This window comes from Klebsiella sp. HMSC09D12 (genome assembly GCF_001808475.1).
GTDB classification, from domain to species: domain Bacteria; phylum Pseudomonadota; class Gammaproteobacteria; order Enterobacterales; family Enterobacteriaceae; genus Klebsiella; species Klebsiella oxytoca.
On record NZ_KV793504.1, the window covers coordinates 149271 to 172201 of the forward strand.

General features: G+C 56.9%; 20 protein-coding genes. 18 read left to right on the forward strand and 2 right to left on the reverse strand.

What is annotated here, in order from left to right; genetic code table 11:
• From HMPREF3178_RS31945 to trpS, 15 genes are all read left to right on the forward strand, one after another.
• Positions 1-152, forward strand: a 152-nt coding sequence (locus HMPREF3178_RS31945) for a BMC domain-containing protein (protein ID WP_042006879.1), incomplete at its 5' end; no start/stop codon positions are given.
• Between the two features lie 53 nt (positions 153-205).
• Positions 206-1810: an acetaldehyde dehydrogenase (acetylating) gene (locus HMPREF3178_RS24575; RefSeq protein WP_017145063.1), complete on the forward strand. Its 1605-nt coding sequence runs from the start codon at positions 206-208 to the stop codon at positions 1808-1810.
• 26 nt (positions 1811-1836) lie between these two features.
• Entirely contained in the window at positions 1837-2094 is a 258-nt protein-coding gene (locus tag HMPREF3178_RS24580; protein WP_017145064.1) for a EutN/CcmL family microcompartment protein, read from the forward strand.
• A gap of 15 nt (positions 2095-2109) precedes the next feature.
• Entirely contained in the window at positions 2110-3264 is a 1155-nt protein-coding gene (locus HMPREF3178_RS24585; RefSeq protein ID WP_017145065.1) for a 1-propanol dehydrogenase PduQ, read from the forward strand.
• Between the two features lie 25 nt (positions 3265-3289).
• On the forward strand, positions 3290-6676 hold the full coding sequence (gene cutC, locus HMPREF3178_RS24590) for a choline trimethylamine-lyase (protein WP_017145066.1): 3387 nt from the start codon (positions 3290-3292) through the stop codon (positions 6674-6676).
• Positions 6677-6732: 56 nt separating this feature from the next.
• On the forward strand, positions 6733-7680 hold the full coding sequence (gene cutD / locus HMPREF3178_RS24595; RefSeq protein ID WP_016807794.1) for a choline TMA-lyase-activating enzyme: 948 nt from the start codon (positions 6733-6735) through the stop codon (positions 7678-7680).
• 12 nt (positions 7681-7692) lie between these two features.
• Positions 7693-8121 carry a BMC domain-containing protein gene (locus HMPREF3178_RS24600; RefSeq protein ID WP_016807793.1) on the forward strand — a complete coding sequence of 143 codons (429 nt, stop codon included), beginning with the start codon at positions 7693-7695 and terminating at the stop codon, positions 8119-8121.
• A complete protein-coding gene (locus HMPREF3178_RS24605) occupies positions 8118-8738 on the forward strand; it encodes a phosphate propanoyltransferase (protein WP_004108682.1) in 621 nt (206 codons plus the stop codon). The genes HMPREF3178_RS24600 and HMPREF3178_RS24605 overlap by 4 nt, the downstream gene beginning before the upstream one ends.
• Before the next feature lie 12 nt (positions 8739-8750).
• A complete protein-coding gene (locus HMPREF3178_RS24610; protein WP_023320270.1) occupies positions 8751-9437 on the forward strand; it encodes a hypothetical protein in 687 nt (228 codons plus the stop codon).
• A 19-nt stretch (positions 9438-9456) separates the two neighbouring features.
• The gene (locus HMPREF3178_RS24615; protein ID WP_004110265.1) at positions 9457-9873 is read left to right on the forward strand and encodes a DMT family transporter; all 417 of its coding nucleotides are present in this window, start codon (positions 9457-9459) and stop codon (positions 9871-9873) included.
• A gap of 17 nt (positions 9874-9890) precedes the next feature.
• Positions 9891-10220: a DMT family transporter gene (locus HMPREF3178_RS24620; protein ID WP_004108688.1), complete on the forward strand. Its 330-nt coding sequence runs from the start codon at positions 9891-9893 to the stop codon at positions 10218-10220.
• Positions 10221-10471: 251 nt separating this feature from the next.
• Positions 10472-10567 carry a tryptophanase leader peptide gene (gene tnaC, locus HMPREF3178_RS24625; protein WP_004098218.1) on the forward strand — a complete coding sequence of 32 codons (96 nt, stop codon included), beginning with the start codon at positions 10472-10474 and terminating at the stop codon, positions 10565-10567.
• Between the two features lie 123 nt (positions 10568-10690).
• Positions 10691-12079: a tryptophanase gene (gene tnaA / locus HMPREF3178_RS24630; protein ID WP_004108691.1), complete on the forward strand. Its 1389-nt coding sequence runs from the start codon at positions 10691-10693 to the stop codon at positions 12077-12079.
• Between the two features lie 138 nt (positions 12080-12217).
• Positions 12218-13474, forward strand: coding sequence for a tryptophan permease (gene mtr / locus HMPREF3178_RS24635; protein ID WP_004108693.1), 1257 nt, complete (start codon positions 12218-12220; stop codon positions 13472-13474).
• A gap of 207 nt (positions 13475-13681) precedes the next feature.
• Entirely contained in the window at positions 13682-14689 is a 1008-nt protein-coding gene (gene trpS, locus HMPREF3178_RS24640) for a tryptophan--tRNA ligase (protein WP_004108695.1), read from the forward strand.
• 160 nt (positions 14690-14849) lie between these two features.
• On the opposite strand, the gene HMPREF3178_RS24645 is transcribed toward trpS, so the two are convergent.
• The gene (locus tag HMPREF3178_RS24645) at positions 14850-16247 is read right to left on the reverse strand and encodes a diguanylate cyclase (protein WP_004108697.1); all 1398 of its coding nucleotides are present in this window, start codon (positions 16245-16247) and stop codon (positions 14850-14852) included.
• 532 nt (positions 16248-16779) lie between these two features.
• Between HMPREF3178_RS24645 and HMPREF3178_RS24650 the strand changes: the two genes are divergently transcribed.
• Genes HMPREF3178_RS24650 through HMPREF3178_RS24660 form a run of 3 tightly spaced genes read left to right on the forward strand, consistent with a single transcriptional unit; the run spans position 16780 to position 21718 of the window.
• Positions 16780-17868: an HlyD family secretion protein gene (locus tag HMPREF3178_RS24650; protein ID WP_070585539.1), complete on the forward strand. Its 1089-nt coding sequence runs from the start codon at positions 16780-16782 to the stop codon at positions 17866-17868.
• Complete coding sequence (rbbA, locus tag HMPREF3178_RS24655) at positions 17865-20594, forward strand: ribosome-associated ATPase/putative transporter RbbA (RefSeq protein WP_032744813.1); 2730 nt, start codon at positions 17865-17867, stop codon at positions 20592-20594. The genes HMPREF3178_RS24650 and rbbA overlap by 4 nt, the downstream gene beginning before the upstream one ends.
• Positions 20594-21718 carry an ABC transporter permease gene (locus tag HMPREF3178_RS24660; RefSeq protein WP_070585537.1) on the forward strand — a complete coding sequence of 375 codons (1125 nt, stop codon included), beginning with the start codon at positions 20594-20596 and terminating at the stop codon, positions 21716-21718. Before rbbA ends, HMPREF3178_RS24660 begins: the two co-directional genes overlap by 1 nt.
• A gap of 37 nt (positions 21719-21755) precedes the next feature.
• Here the strand turns inward: HMPREF3178_RS24660 and HMPREF3178_RS24665 are convergent, their stop codons facing one another.
• Entirely contained in the window at positions 21756-22073 is a 318-nt protein-coding gene (locus HMPREF3178_RS24665; RefSeq protein WP_004108706.1) for a hypothetical protein, read from the reverse strand.
• Positions 22074-22931: the final 858 nt, after the last annotated feature.

Here is a 22931-nt window from a genome sequence, read left to right on the forward strand (position 1 = left end):
CCGCGATGGTGAAGGGCGACGTCGGCGCGGTGAATGCCGCGGTAGATTCCGGCGTGGAAGCGGCAAAACGCATCGGCGAAGTCGTCACCTCTCGCGTCATCGCGCGTCCGCATAACGACATCGAAAAAATCGCGGCGCAGCACAAAGCATGACCTGACAGGGCGCGCCCCGTCTCCACTCTTTTAGTCTGATGAAGGATAGACTCATGATTGAACTGGATAACGATTTGCAGTCCCGGCAGAACGCCCGGGAACTGGTGCGCAATGCCAAAAAGGCGCAGGCGATTCTGGCCACCTTTTCGCAGCAGCAAATCGACGCCATCGTGAAAAACGTGGCCCAGGAAGCGGCGCATCATGCCGAAGCGCTGGCGAAAATGGCCGCGGAAGAAACCGGTTTTGGCAACTGGCAGGACAAAGTGCTGAAGAACCGCTTCGCCTCGCTGCGCGTCTACGACGCCATCAAAGATATGAAGACCGTCGGCATCATTCATGACGATCCGCTACAAAAAGTGATGGACGTGGGCGTGCCGCTGGGGGTGATTTGTGCGCTGGTACCGTCGACCAACCCGACCTCCACGGTCATCTACAAAACGCTGATTGCCCTGAAGGCCGGCAACGCGATTATCTTCTCCCCGCATCCCGGCGCCCGCCAGTGCAGCTGGAAAGCGATTGAAATCGTGAAGCGCGCGGCGGAAGCGGCAGGGGCGCCTGCCGGTAGCGTCGACGCCATTAGCCAACTGACCCTCGAAGCCACCTCAGAGCTGATGCACAGCAAAGACGTGTCGCTGATCCTGGCGACCGGCGGCGAAGGCATGGTGCGCGCCGCCTACGCGTCCGGCACGCCGACCATTAGCGGCGGTCCGGGTAACGGCCCGGCGTTTATCGAACGCAGCGCCGATATCCCCCACGCAGTGAAAGATATCATCACCAGTAAAACCTTCGATAACGGCGTGATCTGCGCCTCCGAGCAGTCGATTATCGTCGAACGCTGCATCTACGACGAAGTGCATCGCGAACTGGAAGCTCAGGGCGCGTACTTCATGAACGAAAACGAAGCGGCGAAAATGGCGGCCCTGCTGCTGCGTCCCAACGGCACCATCAACCCTAAAGTGGTGGGTAAAACCGCGCTCTATCTGAGCCAGATGGCCGGTTTCTGCGTCCCGGCCAGCACCCGAGTGCTGATTGCCGAGCAGACCACGGTATCGCATACCAACCCCTACTCGCGGGAAAAGCTGTGCCCGGTACTCGGCTTGTACGTCGAAGAGGACTGGAAAGCCGCCTGTCACCGCGTCGTGGAACTGTTGACCAACGAAGGCCTCGGCCACACGCTGGTGATCCACACCCGCAATCAGGACGTCATCCGCCAGTTCTGCCTGGAAAAACCGGTTAACCGCATTCTGATCAACACCCCGGCGGCGCTGGGTGGCATCGGCGCGACCACCAATATCACTCCGGCCCTGACCCTCGGCTGCGGCGCAGTCGGCGGCGGCTCCAGCTCAGATAACGTCGGACCGATGAACCTGCTCAACATCCGCAAAGTGGGCTACGGCGTTCGCTCCATCGATGAACTGCGCGCGCCGGGTAGCCGCCCGGAACCGCAGCCGACCATCGTCAGCCCGGCGTCCGGCCCGAACCGCAGCATCTTCGACGATGAACGTTTTAACGCCCCAGCGACCGCCGCCACCGCAGCCCATCCGGCCAGCGCCGACGATCGCTTTGCGGCTGCCGCCGCCGTCGGCGCGGAAAGCGAGATTAATGAGCAAAACGTGGAACGCGTCATCCGCCAGGTGCTGGAACGCCTCGGTAAGTAACACATTGATATAAGGCGATAAAAACAATGATTCTCGCAAAGGTAGTCGGACATGTCGTCGCCACGCAGAAGTGCGATGAGCTACGGGGCAGCAACCTGCTGCTGATCGTCAAATTGGATGATGACCAGCAGCCGATGAAAGACCAGACCTGGGTTGCCGTTGATAGCGTCGGCGCCGGTATGCACGACATCGTGCTGGCCGAAGAGTACCTGGCGCTCAACAAAGAGCACCACAAGGCCATGTCGGTGGTCGCCATTGTCGAGAACGTGTTTCGGGACGCTTAAGGAGTCAATAACCCAATGAGTGAATTTTTGCTGAAACCCCGGATTCGCTTTGGTCAGGATGCGCTTGCCATCCTGAACGAGCTGCCCGCCCGCAACGTGCTGCTGGTCACCGACCAGGCGATGGTTAAGTTTGGCCTCGCCGATCGCGTCACGCAGATCCTCCATGCGCGCGGCATCGCTTTCCAGGTCTGGGACGACGTGGTGGCCGACCCGGATATCGCCACCGTAGTGCGCGGTATGAAGCGGATGGATACCCGCTATCCGGATCTGGTTATCGCGCTGGGCGGCGGTTCGGTGATTGATGCAGCCAAAGCGGTTATTTTCGCCCTGGCGCAAACCCGTCCGGACGCTCACCGCGAGCCGCCCTGCTTTGTGGCGATCCCCACCACCAGCGGCACCGGCTCTGAAGTCACCGCCTTTTCAGTGGTAAAAGCACACGCCGAGAAGCTGGTACTGGTGGACCCGTCGCTGCTGCCGGATATCGCCATTCTTGACCCGGCGCTGGTGGCCTCGGTGCCGCCGGCGATCACCGCCGATACCGGTATGGACGTGCTGTGTCACGCGCTGGAAGCCTATGTCTCCCTCGCCGCCAGCGACTTTTCCGATGCGCTGGCGGAGAAAGTGGTGCAGCAGGTATTTCGCTTTCTGCCGACCTGCTGGCGCAACGGTGCCGACCTGCTGGCGCGGGAAAAGATGCACAACGCTTCCTGCATGGCGGGCATGGCCTTCACCAACGCCTCGTTGGGCATTACCCACAGCCTTGCCCACGCGCTCGGCGGCGTGTTTCGCGTCCCCCACGGTCGCGCCAACGCCCTGCTGATGGCGGACGTGGTGGCCTGGAACGCCGATTATCACGGGCTGTGCGATACCGATGCCGCCCGCAAATATGCCCGATTAGCCCATCTGCTGGATCTGCCTGCGGCCACTACCCGCCAGGGCGTCGCCAGTCTGCTGGTCGCCATTCAGGCGCTTAAAGACGAAATGAGCATGCCGGCCGGCATCCGCGATACCAGCGTCCTTGCAGACGAGTTTGAACAACGGCTGGCGGAGATGGTCGGCCAGGCGTTACGCGACAGCTGTACCCCGACGAACCCACGCGCGCCGGATGCTCACGCACTGACCGAACTCTATCGCCGGGCATGGACCGGCAACGCCGTTCAGGGCCACTGATAACAAGATTTGGAGAACCTTACCCATGGCACACTACAGCTTAACGCCGCGCGTCAAAGTGTTGGCAGAACGTTTACTCTCACAAAAAAGCACCCTGTGCACCGAACATGCCACCACGCTCAACGCCCTTGATGGCGATATCGCCGGGGTTCCCGCCGCCGTCAAACCGGCGCGCCGTTTCTATGAACTGATGCGCCAGCTGCCGCTGTGCATCAGCGCCGACGAGCTGATCGTCGGCAACCAGACCCGCAAACCGCACGGGGCGATTTTCCACGACGAGAGCGCCGCCCGTCGCCCGTCCGCGTTCCAGTTTCTCAATCTGAATAGCGATCTCGACTCCCCGGATTACAAGCTGGTGGTCGAAAAAGGCGTACTGGCGATAAAACATCAGCTGGAAGAGAAAACCCGCGCGCTGGGCAGCGCCGTCAGCCGCAGCGGCATGGACGAAGTCAACGGCTGCCGTGCGGCCATCTACGCCTGCGATGCCCTGCTGGCGCTGGCGCAAAACCTGGCCAACAGCGCGGAACAGCTGGCCGCCGCGGAAACCAACGCTTACCGCCGGGCGGAACTGCTGGACAGCGCCGCCATTCTGCACCATGTTCCGGCGCATCCGGCGCGCAGCTTCAAAGAGGCGTGCCAGGCCTTTTATCTGTTCCAGCTGGCGCTCCAGCTGGATAACGGCAGCTACGCCGTCAACCCGGAAGGCGCCGACAAAGCCCTGCTGCCTTACTACCAGCACGATATCAACAACGGCGCGCTCTCCCCGCAGCAGGCGTATGAAATCGTCGAATCGCTGTGGTTCAAGCTGGCGGGACTGTGCGAAGTGCGCGCCGCCTGCGCGATCGACGGTTATCCGATGTTTGACGCCATGCTGCACGGCGCAAGCCTTGAGAATGCGCGCATCAACGAACTCTCCGACATGTTCCTCAGCGCGCAGCAAAACCTGAGCGCCCTGAATCTGCCGGTGCGTCTGTTCAAGGGAGTACAACACGTTTCCGCCGCCCCGTTTGCCGCCGCCGGCGATACGCCGGCAGCAGAAGGGCTGACTCCGCGCATGCAGCGCCTGCGCAACCACTACCTGACCGTGCGCCCGAGCGTCTCTATCTATCGCGCGCTGGCCTTTACCGAAGTGGTCAAAGCCAACCCCGGCATGCCGACAATTCTGCTGCGCGCCAAAGCCTTCCGCCACGCCTGCGAAACCGCGCCGATTCTGATTCAGGATGATGAGCTGATCGTCGGTCATCCATGCGGCAAGCCGCGCGCGGGCGCCTTCTCGCCGGATATCGCCTGGCGCTGGGTGCGCGATGAACTCGATACCATGAGCACCCGTCCGCAGGATCCGTTTGAGATCAGCGAAGCAGATAAGAAAACCATCCGCGAAGAGATCGTACCGTTCTGGGAAGGCCGCTCGCTGGACGAAATCTGCGAAGCCCAGTACCGCGAAGCGGGCGTATGGGCATTCAGCGGCGAAACCTTCGTCAGCGACCTCTCCTACCACCAGATCAACGGCGGCGGCGACACCTGCCCGGGCTACGATGTGCTGCTGTTTACCAAAGGGATGAACGGCATTAAAGCCGACGCCGAGGCGCATCTTGCCAGCCTGAGCATGGAAAACCCGGAAGATATCGACCGTATTTACTACTACAAGGCGGCCATTGAAACCTGCGAAGGGGTGATTAACTACGCACACCGCATCGCCGCCCGCGCCCGCGAACTGGCCGCCGTTGAACAGAACGCCCAGCGCCGCGCCGAGCTGCTGACCATCGCTGAGGTGAACCAGAACGTGCCGGCGAACCCGCCGAAAACGCTGCAGGAGGCGCTGCAGAGCATCTGGACCGTGGAATCGCTGTTTGAAATTGAAGAGAACCAGACCGGGCTGTCCCTGGGTCGCGTAGACCAGTACTGCTACCCGATGTTTGAAGCCGATATCCGCGAAGGCCGCCTGACTCACGACACCGCTCTGGAGCTGCTGCAGGCGTTTATCATCAAATGCGCCGAGCTGATGTGGATGTCCAGCGAGCTTGGGGCGAAATATTTCGCCGGCTATCAGCCGTTTATCAACCTGACCGTCGGCGGTCAGAAGCGCTCCGGCGGCGATGCCTGTAACGACCTGACTTATTTGATCATGGACGCCGTGCGCTTCGTGAAGGTTTACCAGCCGTCGCTGGCCTGCCGTATTCACAACCAGTCGCCGCAGAAGTATATGGAAAAAATCGTCGACGTCGTCAAAGCGGGGATGGGCTTCCCGGCCTGCCACTTCGACGACTCCCATATCAAGATGATGCTGCGAAAAGGCTTCGATTTCGAAGACGCCCGCGATTACTGCCTGATGGGCTGCGTCGAACCGCAGAAATCCGGGCGCATCTACCAGTGGACCTCCACCGGCTACACCCAGTGGCCCATCGCCATTGAGTTCGTTTTAAACCGCGGTCGGATGGTGCTGTTTGACAGCTATCAGGGGCTGGATACCGGCGACCTGCGCGACCTGCACACCTTCGAAGCGTTCGACGCGGCGGTGAAAAAACAGATTGCCCATATCGTACGCCTGTCGGCGATCGGTACGGTCATCAGCCAGCGCGTGCACCGCGACGTGGCGCCGAAGCCGCTGATGTCGCTGCTGGTAGAAGGCTGCATGGAAAAAGGGAAAGACGTTGCCGCCGGCGGCGCGATGATCAACCACGGCCCGGGGCTGATCTTCTCCGGTCTGGCGACCTACGTCGATTCCATGGCGGCGATTCGTAAGCTGGTGTTTGAAGATAAGAAATACACCCTTGAGCAGATGCGCGACGCGCTGCTGGCGAACTTCGAAGGCTTTGAAGGCCTGCGTCGCGACTGCCTCAACGCGCCGAAATACGGCAACGATGATAACTACGTTGACCAGTATGCACTGGATATCACCGAGTGGACCGAGCGCGAGTGCCGTAAGTACAAGATGCTCTACTCCACCCTGAGCCACGGCACACTATCCATCTCCAACAACACGCCGATCGGTGAGCTGACCAACGCCACGCCGAACGGTCGCCTGGCGTGGATGCCGCTCTCCGACGGCATCAGCCCAACCCAGGGCGCGGATAAACAGGGTCCAACGGCGATCATCAAGTCGGTGAGCAAGATGAACGTCGAAACCATGAATATCGGCATGGTGCACAACTTCAAGTTCCTCAAAGGGCTGCTGGATACCCCGGAAGGTCGTCACGGCCTGATTACCCTGCTGCGCACCGCGTCGATTCTCGGCAATGGCCAGATGCAGTTCAGCTATGTCGATAACGAAGTGCTGAAAAAAGCCCAGCAGGAGCCGGAAAAATACCGCGATCTGATCGTCCGCGTCGCGGGCTACAGCGCCTACTTCGTTGAGCTGTGCAAAGAAGTTCAGGACGAGATTATCAGCCGTACGGTAATTGAGAAGTTCTGATAAAAACACGGACGTTTTTGGACACGGATGTCCCGATCGTATTTCTGGAGGTAAATGTGAGCGCAAAACAAGAATTAACCGGGCGAATATTCAATATTCAGAAATATTCGATCTATGACGGCGATGGGATCCGCACGCTGGTTTTTTTCAAAGGCTGCAATATTCGCTGCCCGTGGTGCGCTAACCCGGAAGGGCTGAATAGCCAGTTTCAGGTGATGTTCTCCCAGGATAAATGCATTAACTGCGGCGACTGCGTCAACGTCTGCCCGGCGGGAATTCATTATCGGGCGGAAGAAAACGGCGAAATGAAGCACTTCGTCAACCGCAATAAAGACTGCATCGGCTGCCGCAAGTGCGAAGAGATCTGCACGCAGAACGCGCTGGATATTATGGGTAAAGATGTCACCGTCAGCGAACTGATGGAGATCATCATGCAGGACTACGACTTTTATATCTCCTCCGGCGGCGGCGTCACCATTGGTGGCGGAGAAATGAGCCTGCAGACCGATTTTGCCGTCGCGCTATTTAGCGAATGCAAAAAGATGATGCTCAATACCGCCGTGGAAACGCAGGGCACTACGCCGCTGGCTAATTATCAAAAGCTGGCGCCGGTGACCGACACCTTCTTATTCGATATTAAGCAAATTAATAGCGAGCACCATAAAGCGTTATTTGGCATTGGTAACGAAGGCATTCGCCGCAACCTGGAGTGGCTGGTGGATTCCGGCGCTAACGTCATTATCCGCATGCCGCTGGTTCGCGGCTATAACGACTCGTTCGATGCCATTACCGGGGCCATTGATTATGTACAAAAGCTGGCGAAGCGCGGAAATATCCGCCGCATCGATATGCTGCCGTACCACCAGCTCGGGCGCAAAAAATATGAGCGCCTCGATATGCCCTACCCCATCGCCCGGGACCCGACATATTCCGCCGAAGAGTTAGACCGGCTGGAAACGTTCTTCACGCAGTTTGATTTTGATATTCGCTTAGTCCGCCATTAACAGGAGCCGACAATGAAAAGTTTAGGCGTAATTGAAACGCGAGGGTTAGTTGCCGCCGTTCAGGCCGTAGATGCCGCCTGTAAAAGCGCAGGAGTGACCTGCTTTGGCTACCGCAAAGTCGGATCGGGGCTGGTTAGCGTCTGCTTTGAGGGGGAGATCAGCGCGATTCACACCGCCATCGAACGCGGCGTGGCCGTCGCTGAGCTTATCGACCCGCAGGTGAAATCCCTGACGATCGCTCGTCCGGAACGCAGCGTCGTGGAAGCCCTCAGCACCCTCAAAGGCCATCCGCCGCGTGCGGAAGCTGCCGCTGCAGCCCCGCTTGAGGCTGAAATCGTCGCACCCGCCGCTGTGGAAACAAGGGAACCCACTGAGCCCGCCGCCGCGCCCGCGGCGACGGAAGATAAAAACGCGGCGATGAGGAAAGGGAAGAAGGCATGATCGACACCCTGCTCCATGAAAAAATCGCCGCCCGCCTGAGCCACGTTGCGCCGGCTATCCCGGTCGGCATCTCTAACCGTCACGTCCATCTGGCGCAGCAGGACGTCGAAGCGTTGTTTGGCAAGGGCTATGTCCTGACGCCGTTTAAGCCGCTGCGTCAGCCGGGACAGTTCGCCGCCCAGGAGTGCGTCACTGTGGTCGGTCCGAAGGGCTCGCTCACCCACGTGCGCGTCCTCGGCCCAACCCGCCCGGTATCGCAGCTGGAAATCTCCCGCGCCGACTGCTTTACCCTCGGCATCAAAGCACCGGTTCGCGAATCCGGCCAGCTGGAGAATGCGGGCAGCGCGCTGCTGATCGGCCCGGCAGGCCACGTTGAACTGCGGTCTCAGGTGATCTGCGCCTGGCGGCATATCCATATGTCGCCGCAGGACGCCCGCCAGCTGAACGTCACCAACGGTCAGAAGGTTAGCGTCCGCAGCAACGGTGAACGCCAGCTGACCTTCGATGAAGTAGTCGTGCGGGTACGCGAAGACTTCGCGCTGGAGTTTCATATTGATACCGAAGAGGCCAACGCCGCCGGCTTGAAAAACGGCGCGCAGGTCGCGCTCATCGGCTAACGGAGGCTCGCCATGACCAACCAACAGATGGAAGCGCTGGTTGAACGCATTATCCAGCGTCTGCGGCCGCCGGTACTGGTAATGGTGACCGCCGCGGCGGGCTACCGGCACGCTATTCGCCAGCGGCTGGCCGGCTGCGGCGAGAGCCTGCACCTGGCGCTGGATAGCGGCATTGACGACGGCGAGCAGTGGCAGAGTATCGGTAAAACGCTACCGGCGGCTGACTGGCAATATGGGCTGCCGTCCGCTGCGTATAAAGCGCTGCTGCTGCCATTTCTCGACTACCCGCTGGCGGCGGATCTGGTGAATGGTTCTCTGCACAGTCCCCTTGCCCGCCGCGTGCACGATGCTCTGCTGAGCGGTCTGCCGGTGCTGGCGCTGCGCTATCACTGCGATCCCGCCAGCGAGCTTAACCAGCTGCGGGGCGCGCAGCCTGATACCGCTTACGCCGGGCATATGCAGGCCACGCTTTCCCGCCTGGCCGAATGCGGCGTCACGCTGTGCACCATGAACGAATTGCTGGAGAAGCTGGCGTCGGGTCGCGAAGCAACGGTGGCGCCGGCGAGCGGTCCGCGCCGTTATCTCACTGTCACAGACGTGGTGAATAATCCGGCGCTGGCCGGTGCGCCTCAAGCGCAGTTAACCGATGCCGCTATCGATTTTTTAAAAAACAGAAAAAAAGAACCTTACCTTAAATAGTAAACCCGGAGTTTAACTTATGTCTTCAAAAACAAAGTGTTGGCTATGGATGCTGCTGGTTATCGTTTCCGAAACCTCAGCCACCTCCACCCTCAAAATGTTCGGCAGCAGTGAAGGGATAACCAAAATGCTGCTGCTCGGGCTGCTGGTGCTGCTGTACTGCACCTGCTACTACTCGCTGTCCCGCGCGGTGAAAGATATTCCCGTCGGTCTGGCTTACGCCACCTGGTCCGGTACCGGCATCCTCGTGGTATCGACGCTGGGAATGGCGTTTTACGGCCAGCACCCGGATACCGCCGCCATTATCGGCATGGCGGTTATCGCCAGCGGTATCGTGATCATGAATCTGTTTTCCAAAATGGGTAGCGAAGAGAGCGAGGAAGCGCCCGCAGAACCCTCGGCTGCTTCATCGCTGGACAAAAAAGTCGCCAACTAACTGAAAAGGAATCGCATATGTTTAACCTCGGATTTTTATGGCTGGCGCTGTCTATCGGCTCCGAAATCACCGGCACGTCGATGATCAAAAAGACCAACGGCTTCAGTAAACTGGCGCCGTCGGTGCTGGTGGTCTGCGCCTACGGCCTGTGCTACTTCGCCCTCACCCGCGCGATGAGCACTATTCCGGTCGGCGTCGCCTACTCGTTATGGTGCGGCTTTGGTATCGTCGGCGTCACGATTTGCTCGATGATCCTCTATAAGCAGAAACCGGATATTCCGGCCATCCTCGCCATGGTGCTGATCATCTCCGGCGGCATCATTATGAACGTCTTTTCCAGCATGTAAGTCACTCCTGCGCCTTCATTTATTGCGGTGAAGGCGCTAAATACCCCTACTAAATAAGCCGTCATTGGCACAATTAAAAAAACAAAAAACCATCGCCTGCTAACCAAATAATCAATAACGCTAAAAATACGACGAGCGTCAAATTTTTATACTCCACTTATCAATAACTAATTTTTTGTGATTTTAATCGTGGTTATTTTCTCATATTACCTTATTTTTATGGCATCCCTTCAACCACAGAGGACGATGTCATGACGCAAAAATCGATTTATCGCCTCATCGCCCAGGGCGGCCTGGACGACTGGTATAATTTAGATCACCGCATCTCCAACGACTTCCCTCGTTAATTCTCCGCTGCTGTTTACTCCCTAAAAAAATTAATTCAGCACTGCGTTTAGTCGCTATTTGTTGCGCCCATTACTTGTCGCCAAATAGCCAGACGCGGCACAGCATTCCCATGGAGAAAATAAATGAAACGTATCCCTGAGCCGTTCCGCATTAAAATGGTCGAAAATATTCGTATGACCACCTTTGACGATCGCGTCAAAGCGCTGGAAGAGGCGGGCTATAACCCGTTTTTGCTCAATAGCCAGGACGTGTATATCGACCTGCTGACCGACTCCGGCACCGGCGCGATGAGCGACCATCAATGGGCCGGGCTGATGATGGGCGACGAAGCCTACGCCGGGTCGCGTAACTATCAGCATCTGTGTGAAAAGGTCAAAGAGATTATCGGCTATCCGTATACCATTCCCACCCACCAGGGGCGCGGCGCGGAGCAGATTCTGTTCCCAAGCCTGATTGCTCGCCGCAAGTCGGCGCATCCGGTGTTTATTTCCAACTTCCACTTCGATACTACCGCCGCGCACGTGGAGCTTAACGGCGCAAAAGCCATTAACGTGGTGACGCCGAAAGCCTTCGACACGACCTCGTGGTACGACTGGAAAGGCAACTTTGATATTGATTTACTGAAAGCGACCATCGCCGAGCACGGCGCGGAAAACGTGGCGGCGATTATTACTACCGTCACCTGTAACAGTTCCGGCGGCCAGCCGGTATCGCTGGCGAATATGCGCGAGGTGTATCAAATTGCGCGCCAGAACAATATTCCGGTGGTAATCGACTCCGCCCGCTTCTGCGAAAACGCCTGGTTTATTAAACAGCGCGAAGAGGGCTATGCCGATAAATCGGTGAAAGAGATTATTCTCGAGATGTACCAGTACGGCGATATGCTGACCATGTCCGCCAAGAAAGACCCGATGGTGAATATTGGCGGACTGTGCTGCTTCCGCGATGACGAAGAGCTCTTCAACGAAGTGCGCATTCGCTGCGTGCCGATGGAAGGCTTTGTCACCTACGGCGGCCTGGCGGGGCGCGATATGGAGGCGCTGGCTATCGGTCTGGAAGAAGGGACCAACGAGGATTACCTCGCTTATCGCATCAATCAGGTGGAGTACCTCGGTGAACGCCTGCGCGAAGGCGGCATTCCGATTCAGTATCCGACCGGCGGCCATGCGGTGTTCGTCGATGCTAAGCTGCTGCTGCCGCATATTCCGCCGGAGCAGTTCCCGGCGCACGCGCTAAACAACGAGCTGTATCTGGAAGCGGGCATTCGCAGCGTGGAAATCGGCTCCCTGCTGCTGGGACGCGACCCGGAAACCGGTAAGCAGAAGGCGTCGCCGATGGAGCTGCTGCGCCTGACCATTCCGCGTCGGGTTTATACCAACGATCATATGGACTATATCGCTGATGCGCTGATCGCCGTTAAGGCGCGCGCCGCCACGATTAAGGGCCTGACCTTTACCTATGAACCGCCGGTACTGCGCCACTTCGTCGCCAGACTGAAACCGGTGAAATAAACCCTATCAGGGCGCTCTCGCAATAAGAGCGCCATTAATTTAACTCCATCTTTTTAAGCTCAATTATTCGGGTTGCGCCGGGTAGCCGTTTGCCCGCAGCCCGTTATTTACTATATAGCCACGTGAGGAATGCACCTTATGGCTACATTATCAGTCTCAAAAGCGGTCTCAACTAATACACCATCGCTGATTGGCGGAGCGATGATTATCGGCGGCACGATTATTGGCGCAGGCATGTTTTCTTTACCGGTGGTGATGTCCGGTGCCTGGTTTTTCTGGTCGCTGCTGGCGCTTATCTTTACCTGGTTTTGCATGCTGCATTCCGGGCTAATGATCCTCGAAGCCAATCTCAATTATCATATTGGCGCCAGCTTCGACACGATTACGAAAGATTTACTGGGAAACGGCTGGAATATTATCAACGGTCTGACCGTCGCCTTTGTATTATATATCCTGACCTACGCCTATATTTCCGCCAGCGGTTCAGTTATTCAGCATACTTTTGCGCAGATGAACCTCGCGGTTCCCGCACGCCTGGGCGGGCTGGCGTTCGCGCTGATCGTCGCCTTTATCGTCTGGCTGAGTACGAAAGCGGTAAGCCGGATGACGACTATCGTGCTGGGCGCCAAAATTCTCACCTTCTTTATGACCTTTGGCGGTCTGATGTGGCACGTGGAGCCCGCGATTCTGTTTAACCGCGCGGAGGTCAATGCGTCCTATCTGCCCTACGTTCTGATGACGCTGCCGTTCTGCCTGGCCTCCTTTGGCTATCACGGCAACGTCCCCAGCCTGATGAAGTACTACGGTAAAGACCCGCTTATCATTCGCCGCTGCCTGCTGCTCGGCACGCTGATGGCGCTGGTGCTGTATATCATCTGGCTGGTCGGCACAATGGGCAATATTCCGCGCCCGGCGTTTATCGCTATCGCCGAAAAAGGCGGCAACATCGACGTGCTGGTGCAGACCTTAAGCGGCCTGCTGAACAGTTCGACTCTCGATTTATTGCTGACCGTCTTTTCCAACTTCGCCGTCGCCAGCTCATTCCTGGGCGTAACACTCGGCCTGTTCGATTACCTGGCGGATCTGTTTAAGTTTGACGATAGCCGGCTGGGGCGGTTTAAAACCGCGCTGGTGACCTTTCTGCCGCCGATCGCCGGCGGTCTGCTGTGGCCTGACGGTTTTATCTACGCCATTGGCTTCGCCGGTCTCGCCGCTACCGTCTGGGCCGCTATCGTCCCCGCCCTGCTGGCGCGCGCCTCGCGCAGGCGTTTCGGCAGCCCGAACTATCGGGTCTGGGGCGGCAATGCCATGATTATCCTGATTTTATGCTTCGGCGGCGCCAACGCGATAATTCATGTTTTATCCAGTTTTAACCTGCTACCGGTTTATCGCTAAATGAAAAAAGGGCTTTCACTCGCGCCACTTTTCGTGGCAGGATAAAAAGATGAACAGAAACGTTGTCATCTCTCACCTCCGCCGTTGGTGGCTGCCTGCATAACAGGCGGCAAGATTTCACGTTTCCTCTATTCAAAGCCGCCGGAAGGCGGCTTTGTTGTTTCTGAGTGTCGCCCTTCGGCCTGATAGCATCCTAAGGAGTCACTCATGAACACCAGCCAAACGATCCTGACCGGCGACCGTCCTACCGGCCAGCTGCACCTCGGCCACTACGTTGGTTCCCTGCGCCAGCGCGTGCTGCTCCAGCACGACCATCAGCAGTTTATCCTCGTCGCGGACCTGCAGGGACTGACCGACAACGGCAGTAACCCACAAAAAATCAGCAGCAATATCCTTGAGGTGATGGCCGATTATCTCGCCGTCGGTATCGATCCGCAGAAGACCACCATTTGCCTGCAATCCGCTCTGCCGGCGCTGGCCGAACTCAGCGCGCTGTATATGAATATCGTCACCGTCGCCCGGGTTGAACGCAATCCGACGGTGAAAAATGAAATCGCCCAGAAGGGATTTTCCCGCTCGCTGCCGGTGGGATTTTTAGCCTATCCCATAAGCCAGGCCGCCGATATCACCGCCTTTAAGGCCGAACTGGTGCCGGTTGGCGACGATCAGCTACCGATGATTGAACAGACCAACGAGATCGTGCACAAAATGAATAGCCTGACGACGACGCCGATCTTACAGCACTGCAAAGCGCTGCTCAGCGACGTCAGCCGCCTGCCGGGCATCGATGGCAACGCCAAAATGTCGAAATCGCTGGGCAACACGCTCACCCTTTCGGCCAGCGAAGAGGAGATCCATCGTGCGGTCAGCGCTATGTATACCGATCCGAATCACCTGCGGGTCGCCGACCCGGGTCAGACAGAAGGCAATGTGGTCTTTACTTATCTCGACGCCTTTCATGCTGATAAGGCCTTCGTTGCCGAGATGAAAGCCCACTATCGGCGCGGAGGGCTGGGAGACAGGCAGTGCAAAAACGCGCTGGAGACCTGCTTACAGGAGCTGCTGGCGCCGATACGCGAGCGTCGGGCGACTTATATTCAGGATAAAGGCATGCTGCTGGCGCTGCTGCGCCGGGGAAGCGAACGGGCGCACGAACTGACACAACGGACGCTGCATGAAGTAAAACGCGGGCTGGGGCTGCCGGTGCTGTTTTGAGGCGTGGAAATATCTCCGCGTTGAAAGCCGTTGCCATGTCTCTCCCGGGGGCGGCGCCTGACGCGCCTTGCCCGGGCTATAGGTTCACAGCCGCCTGCGGTCAGGTAGCCCGGACAGGCGCAGCGCGCCGCCTCCGGGAAGGGCTCGGCAGATTGGCAGATTAATTCCCGTCGCCTTCATGCATCTTCACGCAGTTGCGCCCATTGCGCTTGGCGACGTACAGCGCGCTGTCGGCATCGCGCAGCAGCAGATTGTAATCCGGATGACCGGAGTGGACGGCGTAGCCGATGCTGGCGGTAATCGAAATCTCATTGTCAGCGCCAACGCTAAACGCCAGCTGGCTGATTTTTTTACGCAGCCGTTCGAGGATAGTAAAGGCTTCCGCAGCGCCGGTCTCCACCAGCACCAGCAGAAACTCTTCGCCGCCGTAGCGGAAGATATAATCGCTGGAGCGAATATTATCGCTGAGCAGCTCCGCAACGTGCTTAATCGCCCGGTCGCCGACCATATGACCCCAGCTATCATTGATCTCTTTAAAGTGGTCGATATCGATAATCGCCACCGTCATCGGCAGTTCATATTCCATCGCCAGCGTCACTTCATGCTTAAGCACCACCGGCAGATAGCGGCGGTTCAGCAGGCTGGTCAACGTATCTTTACCGCTTTGCATCTGCGACAGGCTGCTAAACAGCACGCCCAGCTGGCTGCCGATCTGCTGGCAATGGATATGGATCCCCTGCAGCAGAGCCTGCGTATTTTTATACTCAGAACCGTCAGATGAGGATTTCCAGGCGGATAACAGCGCATCCACCTTGCTAATTAAATCGGCGATTTCCTGCATTTGCGGATTTTTGTTAAAATAACGCACGCATTTATGGCGGAACCACAGGCCAAATTCCGAATCAGATAATAACGCCCCGTTAATATCCGTTTTATTATCGCTGACAATATTAAAAATAGCGGTATTTTCCCATCCGGAGAGCGAAGCCTGCTGTTTGCCATATTCCAGCGGCACGTTATCCATCAGGCTATACAGGCGGTAGGCCTCTTCATTTTTCGTCGCCCGATAGTGCGACAGGGTATAGGCATGGCACATCATTTCTACCGCCATATTAATGGCCATGATGGCGTAGTAGATGGCGGCGACGCTGGTCTCGCGATCGAAGTGACTATCGCGGATATTTTCAATCAGCCCGGCTTTCAGCTGGCGCGCGCCGCGAAGTACCGCCTCTGCCGGGATTCCGATGCGTGAATGAATGCTGCCGATCAGATACTGCCGCTCCGCCAGCGCCTGCAAATTTTCCTTATCGCACATCAGGATATCTTTCACCCATCCGGCCAGCGAGCTGCTGAGCCGTTCCTGAACTAAGTCATAGCTAAGGTGCCGCGCGATGTCAGGATCCTGGAAAATAAAATCATAAAAACGGGTCGCTAACGCCTCCGCCTGCTGCCCGGCAATATTTTTAAGTACCGCCCTCACTTCCGGCGTCAGGCTGTCGTACAGCGGCAACCACTCCTTAAAAATAATTGAGATATATTTTTGGCTTTCATCTTTCATTGAATAAAGCGCTCGCCCGGCGTGAGTGTATTTTCAGGGCCGCCGATCATACAACAGTTCTCCAGGAGCAACCAGATTAAAAATGCACCAGTCGCCCGGGAATAATATCCTCTGGTTATTAGCACTGAAAAATAGCTTATATGTACGATGATTTAATGAAGCGCGGAAAGATTATCTGCGCCGGTATCCGGAGCATAAAACCCAATAAGCATAATGGATAATATTGACCCACTGCGCTGCGGACCGTTTTTATGTTAACTCAACGACAAGACCCTGCTTTGTATATGGACATACTCATCGCGGGTGTTAGTATGACATTGACGGTAGCAATAAATATGCGTGTTTCATTTAAGGCGAGGATTGCTGATGATGACCACATTGATCGCACCTCCTTCTGACCGGTTAGCAGCGCTGCTGGAACCCTGCGCCGGTTGGCCTTATCCCCGATTTCTCCCTTTCCTGAAGAGACGAAACTTCGCCATGCGGAGGAGAAGCGCGCACCACTCAGCCAATGGAAAAAAGCGAGTCGCGTATGGACAAAATCAAACGACGTTGGGTTGGATACGTTATTGGTTTAGCAGTGGTGATTGCCGCTGCGGTATGGTGGATGCTGCGCCCGCCGGGGGTTCCGGCAGGATTTGCCAGCAGTAACGGTAGAATCGAAGCCACAGAAGTCGATATTGCCACCAAAACCGCCGGACGTATCGATACCATCCTGGTCAAAGAGGGGCAGTTTGTTCGTCAGGGCGATGTGCTGGCGCGTATGGACACCCGAGTGCTCAACGAACAGCGGCTGGAGGCCGCCGCGCAAATCAAGGAAGCAGAGAGCGCGATTGCCGCCGCGAAAGCCCTGCTCGACCAGCGTCAAAGCGAAATGCGCGCCACGGAAGCGGTGGTGAAGCAGCGGCAGGCGGAGCTGAACTCCTCGGCTAAACGCCACGTCCGCTCCAGCACGCTCTCGCAGCGCGGTGCAGTCTCCGCCCAGCAACTGGATGACGACCAGGCGGCGGCAGAAAGCGCCAGGGCGGCGGCAGAAAGCGCCAGGGCGGCGCTGGAATCCGCGAAAGCTCAGGTCTCTGCCGCCAGGGCCGCGATTGAGGCGGCGCGAACCAGCATCATTCAGGCGCAAACCCGGGTCGAGGCCGCCCAGGCGACCGAACGGCGGATTATCGCCGACATCGACGATAGCGAGCTGAAAGCGCCGCGCAATGGCCGTATTCAGTACCGCGTTGCCGAACCAGGAGAGGTACTGGCGGCGGGAGGCCGGGTGCTGAATATGGTCGACTTGTCCGACGTTTATATGACCTTCTTCCTGCCGACCGAGCAGGCGGGTCTGCTGGCGCTGGGCAGCGAAGCGCGAATTATCCTTGATGCCGCGCCGAACCTGGTGATTCCCGCCAATATCAGTTTTGTCGCCAGCGTGGCGCAGTTTACGCCCAAAACGGTGGAAACCAGCGATGAACGGCTGAAGCTGATGTTCCGCGTGAAAGCCCGCATTCCGCCAGAGCTGCTGGCAGAGCATCTGGAGTATGTGAAGACCGGCCTGCCCGGTATGGCATGGGTCCGTCTGGATAACCAGCAGGCGTGGCCTGAAGCGCTGAAGGTGAGGTTGCCGCAATGAAAACCGTCGCCCGCCTGGAAAACGTCAGCCAGCACTTTGGCGCAACCGTCGCGCTGAAGGACATTACGCTGAGCATTCCCGCCCGCTGTATGGTGGGCCTGATCGGGCCTGACGGCGTGGGCAAGTCCAGCCTGCTATCGTTGATCTCCGGCGCGCGAGTGATTGAGCACGGTAACGTCATGGTGCTCGGCGGCGATATGAGCGATGTGCGCCATCGCCGGGACGTCTGCCCGAAAATCGCCTGGATGCCGCAGGGGCTAGGAAAGAACCTCTACCATACCCTGTCGGTCTATGAAAATGTCGATTTCTTTGCTCGTCTGTTCGGCCATGATAAAGCCGAACGCGACATCCGCATCAATGAGTTGCTGCAGAGTACCGGCCTGGCGCCGTTTCGCGACCGTCCGGCGGGAAAACTCTCCGGCGGGATGAAGCAAAAGCTCGGCCTGTGCTGCGCGCTTATTCACGACCCGCAGCTGCTGATTCTTGATGAACCTACCACCGGCGTCGATCCCCTCTCGCGAGCCCAGTTTTGGGATCTGATCGACAGCATTCGCCAGCGTCAGCCGGACATGAGCGTGCTGGTCGCCACCGCTTACATGGAGGAGGCGGAACGTTTTGACTGGCTGGTAGCCATGAACGCGGGGGAAGTTCTGGCAACCGGCAGCGCCGATGAGCTTAAAGCGCATACGGCAAGTCAGACGCTGGAACAGGCGTTTATCGCTCTGCTTCCCGAAGCCCAGCGCCTGGCGCATAAAGAAGTGATCATCCCACCGCGCAATGCCGATGAAAGCGAAATTGCGATTGAAGCGCGCGGGCTGACGATCCGCTTCGGTCAATTTGTCGCCGTTGATCACGTCAACTTTCGCATCGCCCGCGGCGAGATTTTCGGCTTCCTCGGATCTAACGGCTGCGGCAAATCAACAACCATGAAAATGCTGACCGGACTGCTACCGGCCAGCGAAGGCGAGGCGTGGCTGTTTGGACAACCGGTCGATCCCAGAGATATCGAAACCCGCCGCCGCGTCGGCTATATGTCGCAGGCCTTCTCTCTCTATAGCGAACTGACCGTACGGCAAAACCTTGAGCTGCATGCCCGCCTGTTCCACATTCCGGATGCGGAGATCCCCGGGCGGATCGCCGAAATAAGCCAGCGCTTTATGCTGGAAGAGGTAGAGGATACCCTGCCCGCTTCGCTACCGTTAGGTATTCGTCAGCGGCTCTCGCTGGCGGTCGCGGTGATTCATCGCCCGGAAATGTTAATTCTTGACGAACCTACCTCCGGCGTCGATCCGGTGGCCAGGGATATGTTCTGGCAGCTAATGGTCGATCTGGCCCGTCAGGATAGGGTGACCATTTTTATCTCCACCCACTTTATGAATGAAGCGGAACGCTGCGATCGCATTTCGCTGATGCATGCCGGAAAAGTCCTGGCCAGCGATACGCCGCAGGCACTGGTCGAACAGCGCGGTTCGGCCACGCTTGAAGAGGCATTTATCGCCTGGCTACAGGAGGCGGCAGAGGCGACGCAGCCGCCAGATGCGCAGGCTACAGCGGTTCCCGCGATAGAACACAAAACCGAAAGCAGTGTGCCGCGACAGGCGTTCAGCCTGCAGCGCCTGTTTAGCTACAGTCGCCGCGAGGCGCTTGAGCTGCGCCGCGATCCGGTTCGATCGACCCTGGCGCTGCTCGGCACGGTGATCCTGATGTTTATCATGGGTTACGGGATCAGTATGGACGTCGAAGATCTGCGATTTGCGGTGCTCGACCGCGACCAGACCGTCAGCAGCCAGGGATGGTCGCAAAATATCGCCGGCTCGCGCTACTTCATCGAACAGCCACCGCTACAAAGCTATAGTGAACTGGACAGAAGAATGCGCAACGGCGAGCTGGCGGTGGCTATCGAGATCCCGCCCAACTTTGGCCGCGATATCGCCCGAGGGACGCCGGTGCAAATTGGCGTCTGGGTGGACGGCGCGATGCCGAACCGCGCGGAAACCGTGCGCGGCTACGTGCAGGCCATGCATCTGGCCTGGCTGCAGGAGATGGCCAGCCGCCAGGCTAGCCCCAATCGCGATACTTCACTGATTTCCATTGAGACCCGCTACCGCTATAACCCGGATGTGAAGAGCCTGCCGGCGATTGTTCCGGCGGTGATCCCGCTACTGTTGATGATGATCCCGGCGATGCTCAGCGCGCTCAGCGTGGTCCGCGAGAAAGAGCTTGGTTCAATCATCAATTTATACGTGACGCCAACCACCCGCAGCGAATTTCTGCTGGGTAAACAGGTGCCGTATATCGTACTGGGGATGTTTAACTTCTTTCTGCTCTGCGCACTGTCGGTCTTTGTCTTTGGCGTACCGCACAAAGGGAGTTTTCTGACGCTCACCCTGGCCGCGCTGCTCTACGTCACTATCGCCACCGGACTTGGCCTGCTGATTTCAACCTTTATGAAAAGTCAGATTGCGGCGATTTTCGGCACCGCGATCATTACGCTTATCCCGGCGACGCAGTTTTCCGGGATGATCGACCCCGTCGCCTCGCTGGAAGGGCCTGGGCGCTGGATTGGCCAGATTTATCCAACCAGCCACTTTCTGACGATTGCGCGAGGAACGTTTTCCAAAGCGCTGAATCTGACCGACCTGTGGGGATCCTTTATTCCGCTACTTATCGCGGTTCCGCTGGTGCTGGGCCTGAGCGTGTGGCTGTTGAAAAAACAGGAGGGATAATGCGCGGACTACGCAATATTTATAATTTGGGAATGAAAGAGCTCCGTAGCCTGCTGGGCGATAAAGCGATGCTGACGTTAATTGTCTTCGCTTTTACCGTCTCGGTTTACTCCTCCGCAACCGTCATGCCGGGTTCGCTGCATCTGGCGCCCATCGCTATTGCCGACATGGATAAGTCGCAGCTTTCATCGCGTATCATCAATGGTTTTTACCGGCCCTGGTTTTTGCCTCCGGAGCTGATTACAGCTGATGAGATGGACGCCGGACTGGATGCGGGGCGGTATACTTTCGCCATCAATATTCCGCCGGATTTTCAGCGCGACGTTCTGGCCGGACGCCAGCCCGAGCTGCAGGTTAACGTGGACGCGACGCGAATGAGCCTGGCGTTTACCGGCAATAGCTATATCCAGAATATTGTCACCGGCGAGGTGAACAGCTTTGTCGCCCGCTACCGGGACAACGGCACGCTGCCGGTTGAGCTGGCCGTCAGAATGCGTTTTAACCCGAATCTGGAGCAGGAGCGTTTCGGCGCCGTCATGGCAATCATTAACAATATCACCATGCTGGCGATCGTACTGACCGGGTCGGCGCTGATACGCGAGCGGGAACATGGTACCGTGGAGCACCTGCTGGTTATGCCGGTCACGCCGTTCGAAATCATGATGGCAAAGATATGGTCAATGGGGCTGGTGGTGCTGGTGGTTTCCGGACTCTCGCTGATGCTGATGGTTCAGGGGGTTCTGCAGGTACCGATAGAGGGCTCAATACCGCTATTTATGCTGGGGGTAGCCCTGAGCCTGTTTGCTACCACCTCAATCGGCATTTTTATGGGGACGGTGGCGCGTTCAATGCCGCAGCTGGGGCTGCTGATGATTCTGGTGCTTTTGCCACTACAGATGCTATCCGGCGGCTCCACGCCTCGCGAAAGTATGCCGCAGGCAGTACAGGACATTATGCTCACCATGCCGACAACCCACTTTGTTAGTCTGGCGCAGGCTATTCTTTATCGAGGCGCTGATTTCTCTATCGTCTGGCCGCAGTTTCTGACGCTGCTGGCTATCGGTGGCGTGTTTTTTACTATCGCGCTACTGCGTTTTCGTAAGACGATCGGGGAAATGGCCTGAGGTCATGCCGGTATCGTCGCTTGTCGCCGTACCGGCTCTATTTCTTACGGTTCATAAAGCGCCGCAGGAGCCAGGTGAATCCCATCGCCATGCTGAACAGGATAAATAGCAGCAGCACCCAGCTAACGGAGATTCGCAGCAGCGTACTTAGCGTCATAAAAGGCTGTAAATTCACGGTAAATGAGTGGTCTACCGACTTGCCCAGCATCGTCATTACACTCTCCGTTAGCCATACGAGCAGCCAACAAACCAGCCAGATAATCGCTGGCCAGCAGAGCAAAACCAGAAAGGTAAAACGCTCCTGGATATAATTTATCAGTTGGCGCAAAGGAGGCCAGTTAATCAGAATTTTCATTACTATTCTCATATTGCCAGCCGGTAACATGCATTATTCGTCAAAAGACGTTACCGGATTAGCTTCCATACAGGCAATGCACCCTATGTTTTTAGCAAATTTGAATTAACTTAAACCAGATCGAGTTAACAAAGTGTTAAGGACACTAAGACATTTCACTGAAAAAGTCCAGCGGTTATGCCCATAGCCCGCCGCGTCGCGAAGCTTTCTCACCTGTTTGTTAATATATTTACATTAGAGTAACTTAAGAATTAGTACAGAAATACTCTTAAAATAATTCACATTAAATATTAAGAAGCAGGTTTATATATATGGTTATTTCTTTGTCAATTGCCAATCAATAGAAAACAACGCCTCAGGATATTATTTCATTCAGAAAGCGAAATTATCGTCGATTATTTTCCAATAAATAATAACGCTGCCATAAATGTATTTTCATTCTTCGTAGCGGCTAGTTGGTATCTTTCGGGGCGGCCTCCACAGAAACAGAGGCGCTCACAAGGATGATGCAGGCAATAAAAGATAAAAAGTTATCTGTATCAACAGGATGGGGAGATTCTGCGCATAAGAGCCAGCGATACCCTCGGATACCAGGCGTCCCGCACAAAAGCGAGAAATGTTGTCCGTGGCAGGAAAAAAGCAAATTTACTTCAAAGCGCAAAAAGCCCATCCGTCAGGATGGGCTCTTCACTTGTTTGATGCCTGGCAGTTTATGGCGGGCGTCCTGCACGCCACCCTCCGGGCCGTTGCTCCGCAACGTTCAAATCCGCTCCCGGCGGATTTGTCCTGCCCCGGAGAGCGCTCACCGACAAACAACAGATAAAACAAAAAGCCCAGTCTTTCGACTGAGCTTTCTGT